We start from the raw sequence: 15,068 nt of genomic DNA, 5'->3' as shown, positions 1-15,068 counted from the left end.
GGCGGGCTATCGCTTCGCCTTGGTCGCCACCTTGAGGTTGAGCAGCACCGGCTCCTTTGCCTGCCTCGCGTCGGATTCGTCCTGCAGGGTGCGCACGCCATTGAGGAAGAACACGCGGACCGGCGGGCTGTAGCGCCACATGCTCCCGTCGCGCTGCGCGATGTAGGCGATCAGCCCGTAGTCGCGCGCGATGTCCTTGTCGTCGTCGCTGAAGTCGCTCGCCACGCGCGCTCCCGGGACGGCCGTCTGGCCGCCGGCCTCGGAGGGGTGGGTGTGGTAGTAGGCGACGGGGACGGTGCGTTCCGGGCAGCCGCAATTGGGTTCGTAGGTCGGCACCGCGACGGTGTGCTTCGTCTCGCCGGTCCGGACCGGCGTGGTGGAGAGTTTGCCGGAACAGGGGTCGCGGCAGATCACCGCGCCCTTCTCCATGCCGGTGGCGATGGATTCGGGCAGGATCTCGTCGAGCCGCGCCTTGGCGTAACGGTCGAGCGTCGCGAGCTCGAAGTCGGAGGCCTTGTCGAGGCAGAGGTCCGCGTCGTCGGGCATGGCGCCCCCCTGGCATGATGATCGCGCCCGGCGGCCCAGCATGGCGGGACCGCGCCGGGCGGCGTCAAGCGCCGCATCGGGCGCGGCGGGGCATCCGGGGGCTGTGCGGGGCGTGCCGCGCCCGGCGCGCGCCGTTCCGTGCCGGGCCGATCCGGCCTAACCTCCGTGAGCCCGGGCGCCACCACCCCACGAGGAAACCGCCATGCCGTCATCCACCCGCTCGCATCTCCTGCGGGCTGCCTGCGTCGCCCTGCCGCTTTTCGCCCTCGGCGCCTGCGCCTCGGCGCCGCCGGAGCCCGTGGCGCCGCCGGCACCGACCGTCGTCTCGACGGCGAAGGAGGCGGTCGGCGTGGTGCAGCGGGTGAACCCGCGCACGCGCCAGGTGACGATCCGCACGCCGAGCGAGGGCCTGGTGACCGTGACGGTCGGGCCCGAGGTGCAGAACTTCTCCCGGATCCGCCGAGGCGACCGGGTTCGCGTCCGCTTCGAGGAGGCGGTCGCGGTCCAGATCGCGCCCCGCGGCACGCGCCTGCCGGCCGAACTCGACATCGGCGCGGCGCGGGCCCCGGCGGGCGAGCGCCCGGCCGGCGCAATGGTGGCCACGGTGCGCGACACCGTGACGGTGAACGCGGTGGACACCGCGAACAACACCGTGACCTTCACCACCAGCCGCGGCGTGCGCCGGATGCTGCCCGTCCGCACGCCGGAGATGCAGGCCTTCATCCGCTCCATCCGCCCGGGCCAGCGGGTGAATGTGGCGATTGCCGAGGCCATGGCCATTTCGGTCGAGCCGGCCGAACGCTGATTGCCGTCCGGGGATGCGCCCGGTGGCCCATCCCCGGGTCCCCAGGCGGCGCTCCCCGCCGCGACGGAATCCGGGACCTGGCGCGATCGCCGGACATCCCGGGCCCGGCCTCGGCCGGCCCCGCTTTCGCCCGTCGGCCGAGGCACCCCCGTTGATCCGCATGAAGAAATCTCCATATTTGCGGCCGACGGGGGAATCACCCCCCGCTGGAGGAGTCTTCAACGTCATGGCCTTTGGTCCCGACACTCGATTCACGACGGGTGCGCCAGGCTGGGGTCGCACTGCGGCCGCCGACGCGGCCGCCGTCGATGCCGGGCTGCGGTCCTACATGCTCCGGGTCTACAACTGGATGGCCTCGGGGCTGCTGCTGACGGGCATCGTCGCCTACGTCATCGCCTCCACGCCGGAGCTGATGAACCTGTTCTGGCAGGTGGGCCGCACGCCGTCGGGCGCGCGGGTGGTCACGCCGACCATCCTCGGCTGGGCCGCGATGCTCTCCCCGCTCGCCTTCGTGCTGGTGCTGTCCTTCGGCATCAACCGCATGAGCAAGGGCACGGCGCAGCTCCTGTTCTGGCTGTTCGCCGCGGCGATGGGCGCGAGCCTTTCCAACATCTTCATGCGCTACACCGGCCAGTCCATCGCCAGCACCTTCTTCGTCTGCTCGGCGATGTTCGCGGGCATCAGCCTCTACGGCTACACCACGAAGGCCGACCTGACGCGCATGGGCTCGTTCATGATGATGGGCCTGATCGGCATCATCATCGCGATGCTGGTGAACCTGTTCCTGCAGTCGCCGGCGATGATGTTCGCCATCGCCGTCATCGGCGTGGTGGTGTTCGTCGGCCTGACCGCCTGGGACACCCAGCGCATCAAGAACGACTACATCCAGTACGCCTATGCCGAGGGCACGGAGATCGCCGGCAAGCGGAGCGTGATGGACGCGCTGGCGCTCTACCTGAACTTCATCAACCTGTTCCAGCTGCTCCTGTACTTCATGGGCAACCGGCAGGAGTGATGCGCCGCCGCCCGCGGGCGGGACGGCCGGGGCCCCGGGGATCGCTCCCCGGGGCCTTTCATTTGCGCGCGTGCCGGGCCGCGGGACGGCTTCCGCCGCCGACCGGCGCGCCGCCTCCGCGCGCCGTGGCCGGGGGGCGGCAGGGCAGGGCCTTCGTCCGCTGATAGGATCGGCGCCATGGCCGCACCCCTGCTCGTCACCATCGCCACCCAGCGCAGCGGCACGAAGTTCCTCGCCGCCTGCCTGAACGGCGGCGCGGCCGTCCGTTCCTTCGGCGAGCCCTTCAAGCCGGGGCCGCCGGACAGCCCCTTCCCGGCCTTCGCGATCGGCTGGATGGGCGCGCGGCCGGGCTTCGCCTTCCGCAATGCCGAGATGGCCGCGCTGCTGGAGGCCTTCCTCGACAGCCTCGCGGCGCGCGCGGCGGCGGAGGGGCGCATCGCGCATCTCGACGTGATGTACAACAACCTCGGCGCCTTCACCGGGGCCTGGACCCTGCCGGTGAACCCGGAGGGCGAGAGCCCGCTCTGCCGCGTGCTGCGCGCCCGCGGCGCCGGGGTGATCCACCTGGTGCGGGAGAGCCTCGCGGCCTGCGTCGCGAGCACGCTGATCGCCGGGCGGAGGGGCTATCACCGCACGACGCCGCTCGGCGCGGACGAGGCCGGGCTGCGGCTCAGCGCCGACCTCGCGGCGGCGGAGCGACAGATGCGCGGGATCCTGGCAGCGAGGGCCTTCGTGCGTCGGGCCTTCCGGCGCCACCCGGCCTATGCCGAGCTCACATATCCGGACTTCATCGAAGGCCAGGGGCTGGCGCCGGCCGCGCTCGCGGCGCTGCGGCGCCTGCCGGGTCTCGATGGCGCCGCGACGCTGGCCGGCGCCGCCGCGCTGCGCCCGACCGCGCCCGACCGGGAGGCGGTGGTGACGAACTGGACGGCGCTGGTGGCGCTCGAGGCGCGGGTCAGGGCTGAGACGGAGGCGGCGGGCGGCAGCCCTTGATCGCCCGCGCGGCCGCTCCTGCGGCGCGCGCGAAACCGTCGGGTAAGCCTTGCCCTTTCGCCCGCTGCCCTGCGGTCCGTCGGTGGTGGGCCGCGCCATGACCGGCTGGCAGGCAGCCCTGGCGGGCCGGCGGCGCCGGCCCGGGCGAAAGCCGCGTCCTCGGCGCGGCCTATTCGGCCGCCGCCTCGATCGCGTCGGCCTTGTCCTCCTTCGCGCCCTTCTCGGCCTTGCCGAGATAGGTCATCAGCTTCTCGACGGCCTTGGCCTTGTCGGTGCCGTCGATCGCCGCGACCTCGGCTGCCAGGCGGTCGAGTGCCTGTTCGTAGATCTGGCGCTCGGAGAAGGACTGGTCGGGCTGGCCCGCGTTGCGGTGCAGGTCGCGCACCACCTCGGCGATCTGGATCGGATCGCCGGAGTTGATCTTGGCCTCGTATTCCTGGGCGCGGCGGGACCACATGGTGCGCTTGATGCGCGCCCGGCCCTTCAGCGTGTCGAGCGCCTGCTGCATCATCGCCCCGGCGGCGAGCTTGCGCAGCCCCGAGGAGGCGGCCTTGTTGACCGGGACGCGCAGCGTCATCCGGTTCTCCTCGAAGGTCACGACGATGACCTGCAGCGCGTAGCCCGCGGCCTCGATCGTCTCGATGCCCTGCACCTGCCCCACGCCATGGGTCGGATACACGACGTAGTCGCCGGCCTTGAACTCCTCCTTGGGCCGCGGCGCGGCCTTCGAGGCGGCGGCGACGGTCGCCGGCGCGGCGGAGGGTCGGTGCGGCGGGCGCTGCGGCGGTCCTGGCATCATGCGCGGGGGTGGCGGGGAGACGGGGCGGCCCGCGGCGGGCGCGGGCGGTGGCGGAGGCTGAGGCTGCGCCGGCCGTGCGACGGTGGCGGCGGGCGCGGGCGGCGGCACCGGGGCCGGGGCGGGTGGCGGGCTCGCTGCCACCGCGGGGGGCGGCGCTGCGGGCTTCGGGGCCGGCGGCTTCTGCGGCGCGGCGGCCTTCGGTGCGGCGGCGGGCTTGGCCGCCTCGGCCGGCCGGGGCGCGGCCGGCTTCGCGGGCGCGTGCGCGGGCGGCTTCGGCGGGGTGGCGGCCTTGGCCGTCGCGGTCTGCTTCGGCGCAGGCGCCTTGGCCGGCGCGGCGGGCTTGGCCGCCTTGACCGCCGGCTTCGCGGCGGGCCTGGCGGCGGGCTTCGCCGCGGCCTTCGGGGCGGGCTTGGGCACCGCCTTGGCGGCGGGCTTCGCCGCGGCCTTCACCGGCGCCTTCACCGCCTTGGCCTTCGCCGTGGCTTTGGCGGGGGCCGGCTTCTTCGCCGTCTTGACGGCCACCTTCACCGCCTTGGCCGCGGCCTTGGGCTTGGAGGCCGGCTTGGCCTTCGCGGCCGGCTTCGCCTTCGCGGCAGCACGGGACTTGGTCGGCGCCTTGGCGCGGGCCGATGATTTCATCCGGGAAACGCTCCTGTCCCCGCGGCCCCTGCGGGCATCGCGATCATCCCCAAGCGTGGCGGGCGCCCGGGCCGGGGCGCCCCTGGCAGGTTCCGCCGCCTGTCCGGGCGCGGAAACGCCATCCATTTGAAACCATAGCAGAAAATTCGCGGGGCGTCACCCCGCCCCGCCGGCCGCCCCTCAGCCGGGGTTCGGGCTGAACAGGGCCTTCTTGCCGGGCTTGTCCTTCCATTCGTCGGCATCGGCCGGCGCCTCGCCCTTGCGGGTGATGTTGGGCCATTGCGCCGCATAGGTGCGGTTCAGCTCCAGCCAGTCGGCGGCCTTGTCGTCGCTGTCCGGGACGATCGCCTCGGCCGGGCATTCCGGTTCGCAGACGCCGCAGTCGATGCATTCATCCGGATGGATGACCAGCATGTTCTCGCCCACGTAGAAGCAGTCCACCGGACAGACCTCCACGCAGTCCATGTACTTGCACTTGATGCAGTTCTCGGTGACGACATAGGTCACGGGCGGCGCGCCCCCGGGCAGGATGTTGCAGCGCCCGCAACATGGCCAAGCCATGCCGCCGCCGCAAGCCGCGTGCAGCACATGGCTCAGTCGCCCGCCATGCCGTCCGGGAGTTCCTCGTAGAGCCGCCGCGCCTCGGCCGGCGGGCCGCGGCGCTCGGCCAGGGCGAGCACGCGCCAGACCGCGATGCGCCCGTGTTCCCCGCTGCCCTGCGCGATGGTCAGGACATCGCCGGGCCGTACGCGCGCATGGGGCTTGTCGGTGGGCTGGCGGTTGATACGCACGGCCCCCGTCGCGACGAGGGCGGCGCAATCGGCGCGGGTCCGCCGCAGGCGGGCGCACCAGAGCCAGGCATCGAGGCGCTGGGCCGTCTCAGCCGCCATGGCAGGGGTTGGACCGGCCGGCGCCCTTCCCGCTCACCCTGTCAGGGGCGGAAGGGGCATCGCAAGGCGCCTGCCGGCGAGCGGAAGCCGAACGGCCCGGGGGCGGCGGCGCAAGGGAGCAGGCGGGACGGGCCCGCATCAGCCCTTCTTGAGCAGGTTCGCCAGCACCGCGAAGGGGCTGTCCGGTCGCGGCATGGGGGGCAGCGACACGCGCTCCTCGCGCGGGCGGCGCGGGCCGCGGTCCCGGTCGCCACCCGGCGGGCCGCCCTTGCCGCCCTGGCCGTGGCGCGGGCGCTGGTCGCGGTGCGGGCGCTGGTCCTGGCGCGGCGGGCGGGGCGCATCCGTGCCGGCGGGCGGCTGCTCGCCTGCGGCGGCGGGGGCATCGGCCGGGCGGTCCTGGCGCGGCGGGCGGCGATCCTCCCGCCGCGGGCCGCGATTCTGGTCCTGGCGCGGGCCGTCGCGGCGCGGGCCGCGATGGTGCTCCTGGCGCGGCGGGCGGGCATGGGCGATGCGGGCCGGGCATGGCGGGCCGAAGACGCCCTCCTCCAGCGTCTCGGCGGGCACGAGGCGGAAGCCCATGGCGTCCAGCACCTGGCCGAGCACCTCCGCCTTCACGCCGAGGCGGCTCGCGAGGTCGCCCGGCAGCATCGCCGGCGCCTTGCGGGTCAGATGGCCGAGCTCCCCGGCGATGCGCTCCGCGACATCGAGGCGCAGCAGCACGGCGCCCGCGGGCAGCCAGCCCATGGTCTCGGCGAAGCCGCGCGGCCAGTCCTCGGGCGGCGGGATGGCGATCAGGCCGCCGCCGGGCAGTTTCGGCGTCTCGATGCCGCGCAGCAGGGACCAGAGCTGGGCGCGCAGCGCCATCGCGCGCGGCTTCATCGCCTCGGGCACGAAGAGGGCGTAGCGCCCGGCGCGGATGCCGATGCCCTTGAGCTTCTGCCGCAGGTCGGGGCGGATCTCGGGAACGGTGCGGCCCATCGCGAGGCCGAGTTCCTCGCGCAGCCGGAAGGCCGGGCCGCGCAGGGTGTTGTCCTCGGCGGCCTTGGCCTCGGCGGCGAAGACGGCGCCGAGCTCGCGCTTGATGTGGTTCTCGAGCCAGGTCGCCAGCCGCTCGCGGATGCGCTCACGCTGCGCGCCGTCGAGGAACTCGGAGGGCAGCACCTCGACCTGCGGCTTCGCGGGCTCGGGGCCGGGCTTGAGACGCGCCACCTCGGCGATGTCGCCGAGGCCCGCGGGCATGTTGGGCGCGTGGGAATAGGCCCAGGTGATCCTGTGGTTCGGCGTCAGGGCGAAGGCCTCGTCCTTCGCCGCTTCCAGCATCGCCACGCGGCGCGGAATCTCGGCGCCCAGCGCCCGGCGGGCGGCGCGCAGCACGACGCGGCGCTCCTCCTCCTCCACCGCGCCGGGGTCGGGCTCGAAGCTGAAGCCCTTCACATGGCCGACGGGGTGGCCTTCGACCACCACCTCGCCCCGGCGGGTGACGGCGGAGAGCAGTTCCTCCTCGCTCTCGTCCATCTTGCGGATGAGATGCGCGGCGCGGCGGTCCACGAAGCGGGCGGTCAGCGTCTCGTGCAGCGCGTCGGAGATCAGGTCCTCGACGCGGCGCGCCTCGGCCTGCAGGGAGGCGGCGTCCTCCAGCCAGTCGGCGCGCGCGGCGATGTAGGCCCAGACGCGGATCGCCGTGATGCGCGCCATCAGCGTGTCGAGGTCGCCATCCGTGCGTTCCAGCACGGTGATGGCATTCGCCACCCAGTCGCGCGGCAGCCGGCCTTCGCGGGCCAGATGGGTGAAGATCTTGGCGCAGAGCTTGGTGTGGCTGTCGTCCGCGAGCTTGCGGAAATCCGGCACCTGGCAGGATTCCCACAGCAGCCGCACGCGCGACATCGTGTCCGCGAGGCCGCGCACCTCCGGATCGCGCGAGAGCGCTTCCAGCGTGATGTGGTCCACCGCGTCATGGCCCTTGGCGAGGCCGGGGGCGGGCGGAGGCGCGGCGAGGCTGCCGAGCAGCGCATCAACGCTGGTGAAGTCGAGGTCCGAATTGCGCCAGGCGAGCGCCTGCAGGGGTTCGAAGGCGTGGGTCTCGACCGCCTCGACGATCTCCTCCGGCATGGGCGGGCATTCGGCGGTGGTGCCGAAGGAGCCGTCCTTCATGCCGCGCCCGGCGCGGCCGGCGATCTGCGCCACCTCCTGTGCCGTCAGGGGCCGCGCGTGCTGGCCGTCGAACTTGGACAGCGCGGCGAAGGCGACATGGTCCACATCCATGTTCAGGCCCATGCCGATCGCGTCGGTGGCGACGAGGAAATCCACCTCGCGGTTCTGGTAGAGCGCGACCTGCGCGTTGCGCGTGCGCGGGGAGAGGCGCCCCATCACCACCGCGCAGCCGCCGCGGCGCCGGCGCACGGCTTCCGCGATCGCATAGACCTCCTGCGCCGAGAAGGCGACGATGGCCGAGCGCGGGGGCAGGCGCGTGAGCTTCGCCGGCCCGGCATAGGTGAGCTGGGAGAGGCGCGGGCGCGTCTCGATCTCGGCGCGCGGCACCAGGCGGCGCAGCAGCGGCGCGATGGTCTCCGCGCCGAGGAACATCGTCTCGACCATGCCGCGCGCATGCAGCAGGCGGTCGGTGAAGACGTGGCCGCGGTCGGGGTCGGCGCAGAGCTGGATCTCATCGACCGCCAGGAACTCGACCGGGCGGTCGAGCGGCATGGCTTCCACCGTGCAGGCGAACCACTTGGCCTCGGCCGGGACGATCTTCTCCTCGCCGGTGATCAGCGCGACCTGGCGCTCGCCCTTGATCGCCACCATGCGGTCGTAGTTCTCGCGCGCGAGCAGGCGCAGCGGGAAGCCGATGATGCCGGAGGCATGCGCGAGCAGGCGCTCAATCGCGAGATGCGTCTTGCCGGTGTTGGTGGGGCCGAGGACGGCGCGGACCCGGGGTTCGAACATGCGCGCGGACGTTCCAAGGTGGCGGGCGCGCTTCCGTGGCACGCGGCGCGGCACTTGTCCATGGCGGGGGGCTTCGGCATGGCTGTCGCGTGACATCTTCCGCGCTTCGTTTCGCCCTGCTCTTCGCCGCCCAATTCGCGGCGGTGGGGGTGATGCTGCCCTTCATCCCGCCGCTGATGGCGGCCGCCGGGCTGAGCGCGGCCGAGGTCGGCACCATCCTGACCATCGGCGCGGCGCTGCGGCTCGTTTCCGGTCCGCTGGGCGGGCGGGCGGCGGATGCGCTGGGCCGGCCGAGGGCGGTGATGGCGGCGGGCGCGGCGGTCGCGGCGGTGGCGGCGTGCCTCTACGGCCTCGCGCAGGGCTTCGCGGGGCTGCTGGCGGCGAACCTGCTCTTCGCGCTGGCATTCGCCTGCGTCGTGCCGCTCGGCGATGCCATGGCGCTGCGCGCGGCGCGGGCCGAGGGCTGGGATTACGGGCGCGTGCGCGCGGTGGGCTCGGCGGCCTTCATCCTCGCCGCCGGGATCGCGGGCTGGGTGGCGGATCGCGCGGGGGCCGCCAGCATCGCCTGGCTGCTGGCCGGCGCGCTGGCGGCGGCCGGCCTCGCGGCGCTGGCGCTGCCGCCGGGCGAGGCGGTGGCGCGGCGCGCGGGCGGCGGCTTCCGCGCGGTGCTCGCGATGCCCGCCTTCCGGCGGCTGCTGGCGGTGGCCGCGCTGGTGCAGGGCAGCCACGCCGCCTACTACGCCTTCGGCTCCATCCACTGGGCGGCCTCGGGCGTGGCCTCGAGCGTGATCGGGCTGCTCTGGGCCTGGTCGGTGGTGGCGGAGGTGGCGCTCTTCGCCTGGGGCAAGGGTGTCGCGGACAGGCTCGGCGCGCGCGGGCTGGTGCTGGTCGCGGCCGGGGCGGGGATGCTGCGCTGGGGAATCACGGCCGGGACGGTGGCGCTGCCGGCGCTGGTGCTGGCGCAGGCGCTGCACGCGCTGACCTTCGGGGCGATGCATCTCGCCACCATGCGGGTGATGCAGCAGACGGTGCCGGCGGCGGTGGCGGGGACGGCGCAGACCCTGCTCGCGGCCGGGATCGGCGCGGCGATGATGGCCGGGACGCTGGCCGCGGGGTGGTTCTACGCGGCGCTCGGCGGGGCGGTGTTCTGGGGGATGGCCGCGACGTGCGCGCTGGCGCTGGCCCTTGTGCTCGGCCGCCGCGCGGGCGGAGGCTGACAGCCTGAGGGCATGGGTTCCGGCTGGCCGTCAGCCCCGGCCCGTGCGCGATGCCGCCCAACCGGATGGGCGGAGCGTGGCGGCGAGGGCGGCGGCAGGGCGCTGCTGATCACGGGCCGACATCGGGCGGCGGGCCCATCGGCACGAGGCGCTGGGCCCCGCGGCCGCGTATGGAGATGTTGCGCATCAGCTCGTAGAGCCGGCCGGGCGTCCAGGGAACGAGCGGGGCGAAGAACTCGGTCTGGAAGCGGGCGCCGCCGCCATCCTCGCGGACCAGGCCGGCGATGACGTCGCAGCAATTGTGCCGCAGCGCGGCGTAGCGCGGCTGCTCGCGCTTGATGCGCGCCCAGCCGGCGAGGATGCCCGCCTCGTCCAGCTCGTCCGTGCGGCCGAAGTTGAAGATGAAGTCGTGGTTGGGCTCGCGCCCCTCGAGGTCGCAGTCGCTGCGCCAGGTGTTCGCCCCCGGGGCGCATCCGGCGAACGGGTTCTGCCCCGCGCAGGCGATGACGCGCGGCCAGAAGGAGATGTAGCGCCGCTCGCCCGTCGCCTCGTTGTGGACGTACATCGCCGCGTGGCCCCAGGCGCCCTCGCGCGCCGTCCAGATGTAGATGTCGATCATCGTCGCCGCTTTCGTTCAGGCCGGGCCGGGAGACTACAGCAGGCCCCGGCTGACCCGGGAGCCTCGCGTGGCGCCGCGTCGCGCGCGCTGCAATGCTTCAGGCCATGAAGAAGGGCGCGGCCCCTTCGCGGAACCGCGCCCTTGCCTCGAAACTCCGGTGTTGCCGGCCTGCTTACGCCGCCTTGGCCATCCCGCGCAGCACGTAGTGCAGGATGCCGCCGTTGCGGTAGTACTCGACCTCGTCGGCGGTATCGACGCGGCAGAGCACCTGCGTCTTGACCTGGCTGCCGTCGGCGCGGGTGATGACGAGGTCCATCATCATGCGCGGCGAGAGGTTCTCCACGCCCAGGATGTCGATGGTCTCGTCGCCCTTCAGGCCGAGGGTGTGGCGGTTCTCGCCTTCCTTGAACACCAGCGGCAGCACGCCCATGCCGACCAGGTTCGAGCGGTGGATGCGCTCGAAGGATTCCGCGATGACCGCCTTCACGCCGAGCAGGAAGGTTCCCTTCGCCGCCCAGTCGCGGGAGGAGCCGGTGCCGTATTCCTTGCCGCCGATGACGACGAGCGGCACGCCTTCGCGCTTGTAGCGCATCGCCACGTCGTAGATCGGCGCCACCTCGCCCGAGGGGTAGTGCTTCGAGATGCCGCCTTCGACGCCGGGCACCATCTCGTTCTTGATGCGGATGTTGGCGAAGGTGCCGCGCATCATGACTTCATGGTTGCCGCGGCGCGCGCCGTAGGAGTTGAAGTCCGCCTGCCGAACCTGGTGCTGCAGCAGGTATTCGCCCGCGGGCGAGGCCTTCTTGATCGAGCCGGCCGGGGAGATGTGGTCGGTCGTGATCGAATCCCCGAGCTGGGCGAGGATGCGCGCGCCCTTGATCGAGGAGACGGCGCCCGGCTCCATCGTCATGCCCTCGAAATAGGGCGGGTTCTGCACGTAGGTGGAGCCCGAGTTCCAGCGATAGGTGTCGCTGTCCGCATCCACGCGGATGGCCTGCCACTGCGGCGGGCCCTTGAACACGTCGCCGTATTTCGCGCGGAACATCTCGCGCGTCACGACGCCATGCACCGTGTCCGAGACTTCCTTCTGGGTCGGCCAGATGTCCTTCAGGAACACCGGCTGGCCGTCCTTGCCGGTGCCGATCGGCTCCTTCGTCAGGTCCTTCTTCACCGTGCCGGCGAGCGCATAGGCGACCACCAGCGGCGGGGAGGCGAGGTAGTTCGCGCGCACATTGGCATGCACGCGCCCTTCGAAGTTGCGGTTGCCCGAGAGCACCGAGGTCACGACGAGCTTGTTGTTCTCGATCGCATCCACGATGGGATCGGCGAGCGGGCCGGAATTGCCGATGCAGGTGGTGCAGCCATAGCCGACGGTCTGGAAGCCCAGGGCGTCGAGATGCGCCTGCAGCCCCGACTTCGTCAGGTATTCCGTGACCACCTGGGAGCCCGGGGCGAGCGAGGTCTTGACCCAGGGCTTGGCCGTCAGCCCCTTCTCGACCGCCTTCTTCGCCACGAGGCCGGCGGCGACCAGCACATAGGGGTTGGAGGTGTTGGTGCAGGAGGTGATGGCCGCGATCACCACATCCCCGTGCCCGAGGTCGTAGTTGGCACCCGCCACCGGCACGCGCAGATCGGCCTTGTCGCCCGGCACGCCCATGGTGCCCGCCGCGAGGTCCTTGGCGAAGGCGGAGGCGACATTGCCCAGCGCCACCCGGTCCTGCGGACGCTTCGGCCCGGCCATGGAGGGCTCGACGGAGGAGAGGTCCAGTTCCAGCGTGTCGGTGAAGACCGGGTCGGGGCTGCCGGCCTCGCGGAACATGCCCTGCGCCTTGAGGTACTCGCGCGTCAGGTTGATGCGGTGCTCGTCGCGGCCCGAGAGGCGCAGGTAGTCGAGCGTCGTCTCGTCCACCGGGAAGAAGCCGCAGGTCGCGCCGTATTCGGGGGCCATGTTGCCGATGGTCGCGCGGTCGGCGAGCGGCAGGTGGGCAAGGCCGGGGCCGAAGAACTCCACGAACTTGCCGACCACGCCCTTCTTGCGGAGCATCTGCGTCACCGTCAGCACGAGGTCGGTCGCGGTGACGCCCTCGCGCAGCGAGCCGGTCAGCCGGAAGCCGATCACGTCCGGGATCAGCATGGCGATGGGCTGGCCGAGCATCGCCGCCTCGGCCTCGATGCCGCCCACGCCCCAGCCGAGCACGCCGAGGCCGTTGACCATGGTGGTGTGGCTGTCGGTGCCGTAGCAGGAATCGGGGAAGGCGAAGGTGTCGCCCGCGTCGGTCGAGGTCCAGACCACCTGCGCGAGGTATTCGAGGTTCACCTGGTGGCAGATGCCCGTGCCGGGGGGCACGACGCGGAAGTTGTTGAACGCCTCCTGGCCCCAGCGGAGGAACTCGTAGCGCTCGCCGTTGCGCTCGAACTCGATGTCCACGTTCTTCTTGAGCGCATCCGGCGTGCCGGAGACATCAACCATCACCGAGTGGTCGATCACGAGGTCCACCGGCACCAGCGGGTTCACCTTGCGCGGATCGCCGCCCAGGCGCAGCAGCGCGTCGCGCATCGCCGCGAGGTCCACCACCGCGGGCACGCCGGTGAAGTCCTGCAGCAGGATGCGGGCGGGGCGGAACGGCACTTCCTTGGTCGAGCGGCCCTCCTTCACCCATTCGGCGATCTTCTTCGCGTCGTCCACGGTGTAGGAGCGCCCGTCCTCGAAGCGCAGCACGTTCTCGAGCAGCACCTTGAGGCTGTAGGGCAGGCGGGAGATGTCGCCGATGCTCTTGGCCGCCTCGGGCAGGCTGAAGTAGTGATAGGTCTTGCCGTCCACGCTGAGGGTACGGCGGGTCTTCAGGCTGTCCTGCCCGATCATCCGCATTGCTGGGTGCCCTTCCTTGCTTCAAGGGCGGCCTTGCGCGGCCGCGGTTCGCGGCGCCTTTAAGCATGGCGGCCGGCGGCGGTCCATGGAGCGGGGGCGGGTTTGGCGGGTTCCGGCGGAGTGGTGCTCGAGGCGCGCGACCTCGCCTGCCTGCGCGGCGAGCGGGCGGTCTTCGCCGGGCTGTCCTTCGGCCTGCCCGCCGGTGCGGCGCTGCTGCTGACCGGCGCCAATGGCGCGGGCAAGTCCACCCTGCTGCGCATCCTGGCCGGGCTGCTGCCCCCGGCCGAGGGCGCGGTGCTGTGGCGGGGCGAGGATGTCGGCGCCGAGCCCTCCGCCCATGCCGCGCGGCTACGCTACGTCTCGCACCAGGATGCGCTGAAGCCGGCGCTGACGGTGGCCGAAAATCTCGCCCTCTTCGCCCGGCTGTGGGGCGGGGCGGTGATGCCCGCGCTCGAGGCGCTGGCGCTCGCGCCGCTGGCCGACCTGCCGGCGCGGGTGCTGTCGGCGGGGCAGCGGCGGCGGCTCGCCCTCGCGCGGCTCGTGCTGGCCCCGGTGCCGCTCTGGCTGCTCGACGAGCCGACCACGGGGCTCGATGCCGCCTCGGTCGAGCGGCTCGGGCCGATCCTTGCGGACCATCGCGCGCGCGGCGGCATCGTGGTGGCGGCGACGCATCTGCCGCTGCCGCTGCCCGATGCGCGGGAACTGCGGCTGTGAGCGGCTTCCTGGCGCTGCTCGGGCGCGAGGTGCGGCTCGCGCTGCGCCACAAGGCGGACACTCTGGCGGCGGTGATGTTCTTCGTCCTGGTCTGCGCGCTGTTCCCCTTCGGCGTGGGGCCGGCGCCGGAACTGCTCGCGCGGATCGCCCCGGGGGCGCTCTTGGCCGCCGCACTGCTCGCCGCGCTGCTGCCGCTCGACCGGCTGTTCGGCGCCGATGCCGAGGACGGGACGCTCGATCAGCTCCTGCTCTCGGGCCTGCCGCGCGGCGTGATCGCGGCGGCCAAGGCGCTCGGGCACTGGATCACCACCGGCCTGCCGCTGATCGCCGCGAGCCCGGTGGCCGCGGCGCTGCTCAACCTGCCGGTCGAGGCCTGGGGCGCGGCGGTGGCGGCGCTCGCCCTCGCCACCGCGCTGCTCTCGCTGCTCGGCACGGTGGGGGCGGCGCTGACGCTGGGCGCGCGGCGGGGCGGCGTGCTGCTGCCGCTGCTGGTGCTGCCGCTTGCCATCCCGGCGGTGATCTTCGGCGCGGCGGCGATCGAGGCGGCCGCCTCGGGCCTCTCGCCGGCGCCCTTCCTGCTGCTGCTCGGGGCCGGACTCGCGCTCGCCGCCCCGCTGGCGCCGGTCGCGGCCGGCGCGGCGCTGACGGCGGAATAGGGTCAGGGCGCGGACGCGGCGCCGGCACGATCGGGCGCGCGGGAATGGGGGCGGCAGCGGTGCGAGCGAAGGGCGGTGCGCACGCCGCGCCTTCGCCCGACAGATGCAACCGGCGGGGCGTCCGGCGCGCATGAATTGCAATACGAAAGATTAATATTCTCGAGGGCCTTGCACCGAGGAAAACTCCTGGCGAGCATTCGTTCCGGGCGGTAATTGGCAACGCTCATCGTTCGAATCGTTGGATCTTTTCACGAATTCGAGAGGTTGCGTTGCCGTCCCGAGTCTGCCCGTTCCCGCCAGCCCTGACGGAGCCCCGGGTCATGCCGGGCGTGGAAGGCTGCGACCGCGGCATCACGACGACCC

General features: G+C 72.9%; 14 protein-coding genes. 7 read left to right on the top strand and 7 right to left on the bottom strand.

Annotation, left to right across the window (positions count from 1 at the left end; all coding sequences use genetic code 11):
* Window positions 1-6: 6 nt before the first annotated feature.
* Entirely contained in the window at window positions 7-546 is a 540-nt protein-coding gene (locus FHS88_RS08085; protein ID WP_184483347.1) for a DUF4329 domain-containing protein, read from the bottom strand.
* Window positions 547-748: 202 nt separating this feature from the next.
* Here FHS88_RS08085 and FHS88_RS08080 point away from each other — a divergent pair, with 202 nt between their 5' ends.
* The 3 genes from FHS88_RS08080 (at window position 749) to FHS88_RS08070 (ending at window position 3,359) form a co-directional block, all read left to right on the top strand.
* The gene (locus tag FHS88_RS08080; protein ID WP_184483345.1) at window positions 749-1,351 is read left to right on the top strand and encodes a hypothetical protein; all 603 of its coding nucleotides are present in this window, start codon (window positions 749-751) and stop codon (window positions 1,349-1,351) included.
* 226 nt (window positions 1,352-1,577) lie between these two features.
* Window positions 1,578-2,366, top strand: coding sequence for a Bax inhibitor-1/YccA family protein (locus tag FHS88_RS08075; RefSeq protein ID WP_184483343.1), 789 nt, complete (start codon window positions 1,578-1,580; stop codon window positions 2,364-2,366).
* A 177-nt stretch (window positions 2,367-2,543) separates the two neighbouring features.
* Complete coding sequence (locus FHS88_RS08070) at window positions 2,544-3,359, top strand: hypothetical protein (protein ID WP_184483341.1); 816 nt, start codon at window positions 2,544-2,546, stop codon at window positions 3,357-3,359.
* 169 nt (window positions 3,360-3,528) lie between these two features.
* On the opposite strand, the gene FHS88_RS20545 is transcribed toward FHS88_RS08070, so the two are convergent.
* Entirely contained in the window at window positions 3,529-4,158 is a 630-nt protein-coding gene (locus tag FHS88_RS20545; RefSeq protein ID WP_246419615.1) for a CarD family transcriptional regulator, read from the bottom strand.
* A gap of 82 nt (window positions 4,159-4,240) precedes the next feature.
* Between FHS88_RS20545 and FHS88_RS20540 the strand changes: the two genes are divergently transcribed.
* A complete protein-coding gene (locus FHS88_RS20540) occupies window positions 4,241-4,927 on the top strand; it encodes a hypothetical protein (protein ID WP_221244360.1) in 687 nt (228 codons plus the stop codon).
* Between the two features lie 50 nt (window positions 4,928-4,977).
* Here the strand turns inward: FHS88_RS20540 and fdxA are convergent, their stop codons facing one another.
* The 3 genes from fdxA to FHS88_RS08050 all read right to left on the bottom strand — a co-directional run bounded on the left by fdxA (window position 4,978) and on the right by FHS88_RS08050 (window position 8,630).
* Complete coding sequence (fdxA, locus tag FHS88_RS08060; RefSeq protein WP_184483339.1) at window positions 4,978-5,304, bottom strand: ferredoxin FdxA; 327 nt, start codon at window positions 5,302-5,304, stop codon at window positions 4,978-4,980.
* 86 nt (window positions 5,305-5,390) lie between these two features.
* A complete protein-coding gene (locus FHS88_RS08055) occupies window positions 5,391-5,687 on the bottom strand; it encodes an RNA-binding S4 domain-containing protein (RefSeq protein ID WP_184483337.1) in 297 nt (98 codons plus the stop codon).
* Window positions 5,688-5,825: 138 nt separating this feature from the next.
* Window positions 5,826-8,630, bottom strand: coding sequence for a helicase-related protein (locus FHS88_RS08050; RefSeq protein WP_184483335.1), 2,805 nt, complete (start codon window positions 8,628-8,630; stop codon window positions 5,826-5,828).
* A gap of 89 nt (window positions 8,631-8,719) precedes the next feature.
* Here FHS88_RS08050 and FHS88_RS08045 point away from each other — a divergent pair, with 89 nt between their 5' ends.
* Window positions 8,720-9,847, top strand: coding sequence for an MFS transporter (locus FHS88_RS08045; RefSeq protein WP_184483333.1), 1,128 nt, complete (start codon window positions 8,720-8,722; stop codon window positions 9,845-9,847).
* A gap of 109 nt (window positions 9,848-9,956) precedes the next feature.
* On the opposite strand, the gene FHS88_RS08040 is transcribed toward FHS88_RS08045, so the two are convergent.
* The gene (locus FHS88_RS08040) at window positions 9,957-10,466 is read right to left on the bottom strand and encodes a hypothetical protein (protein ID WP_184483331.1); all 510 of its coding nucleotides are present in this window, start codon (window positions 10,464-10,466) and stop codon (window positions 9,957-9,959) included.
* 172 nt (window positions 10,467-10,638) lie between these two features.
* Entirely contained in the window at window positions 10,639-13,335 is a 2,697-nt protein-coding gene (gene acnA / locus FHS88_RS08035) for an aconitate hydratase AcnA (protein WP_184483329.1), read from the bottom strand.
* A gap of 120 nt (window positions 13,336-13,455) precedes the next feature.
* Between acnA and ccmA the strand changes: the two genes are divergently transcribed.
* A complete protein-coding gene (ccmA, locus tag FHS88_RS20790) occupies window positions 13,456-14,049 on the top strand; it encodes a heme ABC exporter ATP-binding protein CcmA (protein ID WP_338146465.1) in 594 nt (197 codons plus the stop codon).
* The gene (gene ccmB, locus FHS88_RS20785; protein WP_184483327.1) at window positions 14,046-14,705 is read left to right on the top strand and encodes a heme exporter protein CcmB; all 660 of its coding nucleotides are present in this window, start codon (window positions 14,046-14,048) and stop codon (window positions 14,703-14,705) included. Before ccmA ends, ccmB begins: the two co-directional genes overlap by 4 nt.
* The last annotated feature ends 363 nt before the right edge of the window (window positions 14,706-15,068 follow it).

The sequence above is a fragment of the Neoroseomonas alkaliterrae genome (assembly GCF_014199195.1).
Classification (GTDB): Bacteria; Pseudomonadota; Alphaproteobacteria; order Acetobacterales; family Acetobacteraceae; genus Neoroseomonas; species Neoroseomonas alkaliterrae.
Note: the sequence above shows the minus strand (reverse complement) of the source record. Positions and strands in the feature narration are given on the sequence as shown.